6 protein-coding genes are annotated in these 6000 nt (G+C 62.2%); 4 read left to right on the top strand and 2 right to left on the bottom strand.

All coding sequences use genetic code 11. The annotated features are described in order from the left end of the window. Positions 1-270: 270 nt before the first annotated feature. Together HX818_RS04165 and HX818_RS04160 are read right to left on the bottom strand one after the other, a co-directional pair. Positions 271-846, bottom strand: coding sequence for an ANTAR domain-containing response regulator (locus HX818_RS04165; RefSeq protein WP_003219125.1), 576 nt, complete (start codon positions 844-846; stop codon positions 271-273). A gap of 12 nt (positions 847-858) precedes the next feature. After that, the gene (locus HX818_RS04160; protein WP_177019542.1) at positions 859-2058 is read right to left on the bottom strand and encodes a CmpA/NrtA family ABC transporter substrate-binding protein; all 1200 of its coding nucleotides are present in this window, start codon (positions 2056-2058) and stop codon (positions 859-861) included. 236 nt (positions 2059-2294) lie between these two features. Here HX818_RS04160 and sctC point away from each other — a divergent pair, with 236 nt between their 5' ends. The 4 genes from sctC (at position 2295) to HX818_RS04140 (ending at position 5886) form a co-directional block, all read left to right on the top strand. Beyond that, the gene (gene sctC, locus HX818_RS04155; RefSeq protein WP_177019541.1) at positions 2295-3758 is read left to right on the top strand and encodes a type III secretion system outer membrane ring subunit SctC; all 1464 of its coding nucleotides are present in this window, start codon (positions 2295-2297) and stop codon (positions 3756-3758) included. A 174-nt stretch (positions 3759-3932) separates the two neighbouring features. After that, positions 3933-4310, top strand: a complete 378-nt coding sequence (locus HX818_RS04150; RefSeq protein ID WP_023659087.1) for a winged helix-turn-helix domain-containing protein — start codon at positions 3933-3935, stop codon at positions 4308-4310. Then, positions 4307-4774, top strand: coding sequence for a transglycosylase SLT domain-containing protein (locus HX818_RS04145; protein WP_177019540.1), 468 nt, complete (start codon positions 4307-4309; stop codon positions 4772-4774). The genes HX818_RS04150 and HX818_RS04145 overlap by 4 nt, the downstream gene beginning before the upstream one ends. Before the next feature lie 86 nt (positions 4775-4860). Further along, positions 4861-5886 (top strand): quinone-dependent dihydroorotate dehydrogenase, encoded by a 1026-nt coding sequence (locus HX818_RS04140; protein WP_177019539.1) that lies wholly within the window; start codon positions 4861-4863, stop codon positions 5884-5886. Positions 5887-6000 lie beyond the last annotated feature (114 nt).

The raw sequence follows: 6000 nt of genomic DNA, 5'->3' as shown, positions 1-6000 counted from the left end.
GCTCGACAGCTGCTACGGGCGGTGTGGCTCTGCTTTTCTGTGGGAGCTGGCTTGCCTGCGATGCAGACAACTCGGTACATCAGGTACTTCCAGTTGATGCTATCGCAGGCAAGCCAGCTCCCACATTTGAACCGTGCCCGCTTTAGATTTTGATTTTGCTTCACAACACTCAAGCCGGCCTGTAGCCCGGCTGTTCAAAAGTGAGCCGCCGTAAGGGCGGAACCAATAGCGGCCGTTACCTAAATAACGGATATACACCCCGCCCCCCTCTCACCCCAACAACTCACTCATCGCAATAATCTGCTCCGCCACCTGAATCAGCTTCTGCTGCCGACTCATCGCCTGACGCCGCATCAGCGTGTAGGCCTCTTCCTCATTACACCCCTTCATTTTCATCAACAACCCCTTGGCCGTTTCGATCCGCTTGCGTTCGGCCAACTGCTGATCCCGCGCCTGCAACTGCGCGCGCAGCGCCTGGTCACTCTCGAACCGCGCCATCGCCACATCCAGAATCGGCTGCAACCGCTGCGCCTGAATCCCCTCGACAATGTAGGCACTCACCCCGGACTTGATCGCCTGACGCATCACCCCCGGATCATGCTCATCGGTAAACATCACAATCGGCCGTGGCTGGTCGCGACTCACCAGCACCACCTGCTCCATCACATCGCGTCCCGGCGACTCGGTATCGATCAAAATCACGTCCGGGCGCACTGCTTCGACCCGCGCCGGCAAGTCGATCGTCAACCCCGACTCATCGATCACCTCAAACCCGGCCTCGGTCAACGCAGCCTTGAGCCGACCGACCTTGCGCGGTGTGTCATTGATCAACAGGATTCGTAGCATGGGTTCCTCCTGTCAGCGCAAGGCCTGGCGGCTGGCAACATCTGCCATGGCATGCAGGCGAAAGCTGCGGGCATACCCGGCCGGGTCCGAACCGTCCCAGATTTTTCCGTCGATCAACTGGCTGCTGCGCATGGCCTCGCCACCGGCAGGCACGCCCACGGCGCTGGCCGCCTGGCGATAGATGTCCAGTTGTTGCACACGCCGGGCAACGCCGAGGTAGTCCGGGTCCTCCCGCAGCAGGCCCCAGCGGCGGAACTGGGTCATGAACCACATGCCATCAGACAGGTAGGGCAGGTTCACCTCGCCGTCGCCATAAAAACGCAGCGCGTGGGGATCCTGCCAGTGGTTGCCGAGGCCGTCATCGTAGTCGCCGAGCAGGCGCGGTTCGATGCAATCGAGCGGGGCGTCGAGGTACTGCGGGGCGCTCAGCAACTGTGCAGTGGAGAGGCGGTTTTCCGTGCTCTGTTCGATAAAACGGCTGGCCTGCAGGATCGCCATCACCAGTACCCGGGCGGTATTGGGGTATTGCTCGACAAATGCCTGGGTGCAGCCGAGGACTTTTTCCGGATGGTCCGGCCACAGTGCCTGGGTGGTGGCCAGGGTAAAGCCCTGGTTCTGCTTCACCGCACTGGCGCACCAGGGCTCGCCCACACAAAAGCCGTCGATGCGCCCGGCTTGCAGGTGCGCAACCATCTGCGGCGGCGGCACCACCACACTGTCCACATCCTGCAGGGGATGAATGCCCTGGCTGGCCAGCCAGTAATACAACCACATGGCGTGGGTACCTGTGGGAAAGGTCTGGGCGAAGGTGAGTTTTGTTCGGCTTTGGTGCACGTGGCGGTCCAGTGCCTCAGGACTGGTCACCCCCAGCTGTTGCAAGCCACGGGACAGGTTGATGCTCTGGCCGTTCTGGTTCAGGCCCATCAGCACCGCCATATCGGTGGGTGCCACGCCGCCGATGCCCAGGTGCACGGCGTAGATCAGGCCGTACAAGCTGTGGGCGGCGTCCAGTTCGCCGCTGACCAGGTTGTCCCGCAGGCTGGCCCATGATGACTGGCGCCTGAGATTCAAGGTCAGGCCATAGGGCTGGGCGAAGCCCTGGGTGGCGGCGACCACCACCGAGGCGCAATCGCTCAGGGCCATGAAACCCAGGTTGAGGCTGCTCTTTTCCGGGGCATCGCTGCCGTTGACCCAAGCCAGGGGATCACTCATCAATACGTACCTTTCATAAAAAAACGCCGTTCCGTCGGGTACTCAGAGGAAGAGCCCGGGGTAACGACGTCTGTGTCCTTGAGCCCGTTCCGCCGTTGGCGCGAGCTGCGATAGACAAGGCAAAGCAAGGCACATGCCACGATGCGCACAGGATGGGCTGGGCGTCAGCTTTCCATCAGGATTGAAATTGGCCTGCCTCGCAGTATGGCCGCTCTTTCAGCCCGGGCCATGCAGGCATGTTCAGCCACCTTCACCGTTTCTCGACGCTGCTTTTCTGCCTGGTGCTGCTGGGCAGCCCCGGCGCGTTCGGGGGCTCCTACCAGGCCCGTGATGAAAGCCTGCACACTTTTTTTACCGCGTTGTCCCTGCCGCTGGGGCAGCCGATCGTTGTCAGTCAGGCGGCAGCTCGCAAGCGCATCAGCGGGGCGTTCGATTTCGACTCGCCCCAACCGCTGCTGGAGTCGGTCGCCCAGCAGCAAGGCCTGATCTGGTACACCGATGGCCAGGTGCTTTACCTCTATGACGCCGACGAGGCGAAAAGCTCCGTGGTGACCCTGCGGCATATCTCGGTCGACCTCCTGCGCGGGTTCATGCGCCGTTCGGGGCTCGAAGAGGCGCGCTACCCGCTGCGTGCGAGTGGGGCGCGGGTGTTCTACGTGTCCGGGCCGCCGAACTATGTCGACCATGTGCTGCGCCTGGCCCAACTGATGGACCGCCAGCGTGCGGAACTGCGCCTGGGGCCGCAGCGGATCGGGGTGGTGCAGGTGCTCAACACCCACGTTGCAGACCGCGAGTACAACATGGGCGACAGAACCGTCACGGTGCCGGGCATGGCATCCATGATCGAAAAACTGCTGGCCGTCGAGCAGGAGAGTGCGTCCCCGCGGCAACCCGGATTACTGGCCGACAAGAATATCTCGGTGCTGGCGTACCCGGACACCAACAGCCTGCTGATCAAGGGCAAGCCCGCGCAGGTGAGCTTTATCGAAGGTCTGGTGGCAGAACTGGACGTACCGAAGCGCGCGGTGGAGGTTTCGATGTGGCTGGTGGATGTGGACCGCGATGAGCTCAAGAAGATCGGCGCGACCATGCACAAGGGGGCGGACAAGCCTTCAGCTACCCGGGTCATGGCACCCATCGAGGACGAAGCATTCATGCAGCGGATCACCGCCTTGGAGTTGCGCAGGCGAGCGAGGGTCACGACGTTGCCGGTGATTCTCACCCAGGAGAATGTGCCCGCGGTTTTCAACGACAACCAGACGTTCTATCTGCCCCGGCCGGGTGAAGACCACGACGAATGGCAACCGGTGGTCTTTGGTACGCAGGTCAGTGTTCTGCCGCGCTTCGCCGAGGCGAATGAAATCGAGATGCTGCTCACCGTCGAGGATGGCCGCCAGATGGGCAAGGCTGCCAGTCGCGACAAACCCTCGGCGGGGGTGGCGCGGATGGGGATCAACACGGTGGTGCGTGTGGCTCCGGGCAGGCGATTGCTGGTGGGGAATTTTCAGCGCGATACCGGCACAGCCTTGCTCGGACGCTACAACGGGCCCATGGCCAACAGTGTGCGATTGTTTGTGATTCAGGCGACGGCGGTCGCAAGTGTGCTGCATACCGCTGCCGAGCCGGGGCAGGCGCCGCCGTTGACGCGCTCCCAGCATGAGCAGGTGAAGCGGGCATTTACCCGGGTGACCGAAGGATAAGAACGTTGGTGGCGCCCCTGGGCGGGCATCGCCGAAAGATCCTACGTGCCCAGTCTGAAAAAATCAGTGCCTATTGGGTTTTTTCCTCTCCTATACAGCGAGTGGGCTTTTTATAGTCGCGACCTTCAGGAAACCAGTGTTGGAAATGAGGGTGAGTTGGGTGCGGAGGTACGAATGGCCGTGGTGAACGACGGGGTACTGGCTACCCCCATGGTCTTTGAGCGCTGGACGTTGCACGGCGACGGTAGATTGACCAGTGAAGACTCGGATATTCAACTGCCGCCCAAGGAGTGGCAGGTGTTGCGCCTGTTGCTGTCCTCGGCCGGAGTGCTGGTGACCAAGGACCACTTGCTGGAACAGGCATGGCCCCATAACGAGGCCACGGAAGAGTCCCTGACCCGTTGCATCTGTTCGCTGCGCAAATATTTGAAGGGCGGCAAGGGCCTGATCAAGACGGTATACGGCAAGGGGTACCGGGTGACCTGTGCGGTCAGGATGACCAGCCTGACGGTGGGCGCAGTCTGTTCCACCTGCGGTCGGGGGCAGGCATGAGCGGCGCGCGGTGCAAGGGGGCGCTGCTGCTGATGCTCACGCTCGGCTTCGGCAATGAAGCCCGGGCGTATTGTTGGGCCGAGGCTGCCAGCCGATACGGCATGGAACCGGAATTGTTGCAGGCCATCGCCGCGGTGGAGTCGGGCTATCGCGCCAAGGCCATGAATTACGCCAACAACAACGGCACCCGTGATATCGGGCTGATGCAGATCAACAGCATTCACCTGCCGCGCCTGCTCAAGGAGGGCATTACCGAGCAGCGCTTGCTGGATGAGCCGTGCCTGTCGGTGGAGGTGGGGGCGTCGATCCTTGCCGACTTCGTCAAACAGTTCGGCTACAACTGGACGGCAATCGGTTCCTACAATGTGGGCGGCGGGCCCGGGCCTCAGCGTGAGGCCCTGCGTCTTCGCTATGCGCAAAAAATCTGGGTCCGCTATGAGGAACTGATGACGCACCGTAACTGACGATTGGACGGCACGCCTCGCATGCAGCCCGTCACCCCGGCTATAATCGCCGCCACCTTTCGCCGCCATCCGAGTCAAGCCCGCCCATGTATACCCTGGCCCGCCAGCTGTTGTTCAAACTCTCTCCGGAAACTTCCCACGATCTGTCCCTGGACTTGATCGGTGCCGGTGGCCGCCTGGGGCTCAATGGCCTGGTGTGCAAGGCCCCGGCGAAAATGCCGGTGTCGGTGATGGGGCTCCATTTCCCCAACCCGGTAGGCCTGGCTGCGGGTTTGGACAAAAACGGTGCAGCCATCGACGGTTTTGCGCAGCTGGGTTTTGGCTTTGTCGAAATCGGCACCGTGACCCCACGGCCGCAGCCAGGCAACCCGAAGCCGCGGATCTTCCGCCTGCCGGAAGCCGAGGCGATCATCAATCGCATGGGCTTCAACAACCTGGGTGTGGATAACCTGCTGTCACGGGTTCAGGCGGCTAAGTACACCGGTATCCTCGGGATCAATATCGGCAAGAACTTCGACACGCCGGTGGAGCGTGCGGTGGATGACTATCTGATTTGCCTGGACAAGGTCTACGCCCACGCCAGCTACGTCACGGTCAACGTCAGCTCGCCTAACACCCCGGGCCTGCGCAGCCTGCAGTTTGGCGACTCCCTCAAGCAACTGCTCGAAGCCTTGCGCCAGCGCCAGGAAGATTTGGCTGTGCGCCACGGCAAGCGTGTGCCCCTGGCAATCAAGATTGCCCCGGACATGAACGACGAAGAGACCGTACTGGTGGCCCAGGCCCTGGTGGACTCGGGCATGGATGCGGTGATCGCCACCAACACCACCCTGAGCCGCGTCGGTGTCGAAGGCCTGGCGTATGGTGACGAAGCGGGCGGCCTGTCCGGTGCGCCGGTACGCGACCAGAGTACCCACATCGTCAAGGTGCTGGCGGCCGAGTTGGCAGGGCGCTTGCCGATCATTGCCGTGGGCGGCATCACCGAGGGCAAGCACGCGGCCGAGAAAATCGCCGCCGGCGCGAGCCTGGTGCAGTTGTACTCCGGCTTTATCTACAAGGGCCCGGCGTTGATTCGCCAGGCGGTGGATGCGATTGCGGCATTGCCGCGCGGCTGACAACAGGCAATAAAAAGGGCTCCTTGAAGGAGCCCCTGGGCCGAAGCCCGCCGCCCGGATGGGGCGTGCGTGGTTAAGTGGTTGCGTATTCGTGCTGGTGTCGGAATTAAATGC

Origin of the sequence: Pseudomonas sp. F9001 (assembly GCF_013385435.1) — a bacterium.
Lineage (GTDB): Bacteria > Pseudomonadota > Gammaproteobacteria > Pseudomonadales > Pseudomonadaceae > Aquipseudomonas.
Note: the sequence above shows the minus strand (reverse complement) of the source record. Positions and strands in the feature narration are given on the sequence as shown.

Excerpts from the sequence above, each read along its gene's own strand:
- HX818_RS04165 (WP_003219125.1), bottom strand. The coding sequence starts at position 846 with ATGCTACGAATCCTGTTGATCAATGACACACCGCGCAAGGTCGGTCGG.
- HX818_RS04160 (WP_177019542.1), bottom strand. The coding sequence starts at position 2,058 with ATGAGTGATCCCCTGGCTTGGGTCAACGGCAGCGATGCCCCGGAAAAG.
- sctC (WP_177019541.1), top strand. The coding sequence starts at position 2,295 with ATGTTCAGCCACCTTCACCGTTTCTCGACGCTGCTTTTCTGCCTGGTG.
- HX818_RS04150 (WP_023659087.1), top strand. The coding sequence starts at position 3,933 with ATGGCCGTGGTGAACGACGGGGTACTGGCTACCCCCATGGTCTTTGAG.
- HX818_RS04145 (WP_177019540.1), top strand. The coding sequence starts at position 4,307 with ATGAGCGGCGCGCGGTGCAAGGGGGCGCTGCTGCTGATGCTCACGCTC.
- HX818_RS04140 (WP_177019539.1), top strand. The coding sequence starts at position 4,861 with ATGTATACCCTGGCCCGCCAGCTGTTGTTCAAACTCTCTCCGGAAACT.